1 protein-coding gene is annotated in these 2,618 nt (G+C 33.9%); it reads right to left on the reverse strand.

Features of this window, described 5'->3' with window-relative positions; all coding sequences use genetic code 11:
* Positions 1–104: 104 nt before the first annotated feature.
* A complete protein-coding gene (gene ltrA, locus JUJ52_RS22735) occupies positions 105–1,904 on the reverse strand; it encodes a group II intron reverse transcriptase/maturase (RefSeq protein WP_228089224.1) in 1,800 nt (599 codons plus the stop codon).
* Positions 1,905–2,618: the final 714 nt, after the last annotated feature.

Consider the following 2,618-nt stretch of genomic DNA (forward strand, 5'->3'; position numbering starts at 1 on the left):
AATAGCAATAGGTAAAGTTTTGATACAATCTCTACTTTTTCCCCTGCTCCACACCGTGCGTGCGACTTTCACCGCACACGGCGTTCCATCTATTCTATTTTCAGTCAGATAAGTTCTAAGTTACAAACTTTTCGATACTGATTAATTTTCTTTAATTCATCGTCTTGTATTCGTAGTAGTTCAATCAACCTTTTTATAGTTTCACTTTTAGTCGCATGAATTAACCTGTGAACATCTTTATGAAGGATTCTTAAATTTTTAAACTCGTCAGTTCCTCCAAGAGATTTTGGTAAATAGTGATGGCAGTGTACATCTTCTGCATATATGAATTCTTTCGTTATCTCACATTTACCATTCTTCATGCTATATCGACTCAAACGGTTATCGTTATATTCAATACTCCTGTCTGGAATATTAGAACCTAACAATTTTTGTATTTCGATATTGACTTCATTTTTTAAATTTTTGTGAATTATTTCTCTACCTTCTTTTGTATAAGGTGTTAGCTTTTGTGAGAAATTTAGATTGTTAGAGTGTTGAATATCTGCAAGTGGATATAAGTAAACACCAGCTACTCTATGTGTTCTAAGATTGTTTTTATAAAATTTCTCATATACTTTAGAAGGAGATTTAGGTTTTTCGTACACTCCTACGACTTTTAGACGATTAAATGTCGTCATTGAAAGGTCAAAGTTAAGACGTGAGAACACTGGATTAATTTGTGTTGCTTTCTTAAAATAGTTTTGAATTCCTAATATGAAGCTATTAAATAGTCGCATGTTTTGAGCAGTTGGTGATTTCTGGACTCTCTTGACATGCTCTTTATATTTCTTTTTAATATCTTCTTTTTTCTTTTCTATCAAACCTGTTTGTGCAATATGTTTATCATATTTAGCTTTTGCTTGTATGGTAAATCCTAGAAACTCTGACTTTTTCTTTCTCAAATTAATAATTTGAGATTTTTCTTCTGAAATGTCAAGTTTCAGACGGTCTTTTAAATACAGTTTAACTGCATGAAACCATTTTTGAGCTGACTCATAATCTCTACATATAATTTTAAAATCATCTGCATATCGGACTATATAGCCCTCTTTAAGATTAGAATTCTTTCGTAAATGCTCATATTTTGTGTAGTTTTGACTATACTTATAACGGGTTTCAAAGTATTCCCATTGTCCTGCTACCCAATGGTCTAAATCGTTTAGGGCGATATTAGCCAACAGCGGTGACAATATTCCACCTTGAGGTGTTCCTTTAGTTGGAATTCCGTACCCTTCAATTTCAGCTTTGAGCATTTTAGCTATGATTTTTAACACTTTTCTATCCCGTATTCCAATATTCCAAAGTTGTTTCATTAATACATTATGATTAATATTATCGAAAAACGATTTTATATCAACATCGACAACATAATGTAAATTACCACGGTTTATGAATGTTTGGATTTTAGCAACAGCGTGATGTGTTGACCTCAAGGGTCTAAATCCGTAACTATGGTCGAAAAACTTTGCTTCTGCGATAGGTTCAAGAACTTGTTTAAAACACTGTTGTATTAATCTATCCATTATCGCTGGAATCCCTAACGGTCGTTTGTCGCCATTTGGTTTCGGGATATATACACGCCTTACTTTCTTAGGTTGATAGTTGCTAAGAATCCGTTTAACCTCGTCAACAATTTCGTTGCTCGATTTTGTTTTTAAGTTGTCGATTGTTCTTCCATCGACACCTTTTGTGTATGACCCTTTATTTGTTTTGATAGTTCTATATGCAAGTAGTATGTTTTCGTCCGATGTAATTAAATCATACAGTCGATTGAAATTTGTACCTTCTTTAACCTTGTCATATAAATCTGTAAAAGTGTCAGTCATACCATAATAATCCCAGTATCTTACGTTTGTTTGCATAGTGGTATCACTACTTTCCTTGTGATATTTCCCACTGTCTTACCTGACCTTTGCAATACACTTTTAGAAAATCTTACTTATCAATAGAATAGACTTGTGCCTGTTCCTCCATTCTCATTACAAGAATTTCATCAGTCGTGGCACTACTTTCACAAGAATAAATGCACTTCGGTATTCACCTTATAGCAACCATCTGAGTGTTATCTCATTATTGCGATGTTTCTTGCTTCCCTTGTTCCATGTTTTCTAGCTGTACATATACTTTTAGGATCTTTCTTTGAGCCTATAAACCACCCATTCGGGTTATCAACATGGTCTGATATACGATGTTCATATCCAAGACTTTTACTTATCGTTGGTTTATCATGCGTTTGTGCATGGTATTCTTTTCAGAATGTTATACTTTTAGACCCGTACATTCGAAAGTTCGTCAATCCTTATTAGGACATTCTCTCCATGAGTATTTTATAGCCACCCGAACTATCAGCTACCATATATTCAATATTAGCAATACTTAGGTATCCTTCGCCCGACTTCACCTAGCTTCACACCACTATTTCATAACATAAATAGTCGCATGTAGGAGTATCAGTGTAGAAGTTTCGAGATGACATGTATCTCTCATTCCTTCTATCGAAAACACAGTTAGATTGTTATTCACAATCCTTGCTTTTCGTAAAATTAATTACTTATAGCAAAACAAGTCGCACCTTG

The organism is Virgibacillus sp. AGTR (assembly GCF_016919725.2).
GTDB classification, from domain to species: Bacteria; Bacillota; Bacilli; order Bacillales; family Amphibacillaceae; genus Virgibacillus; species Virgibacillus salarius.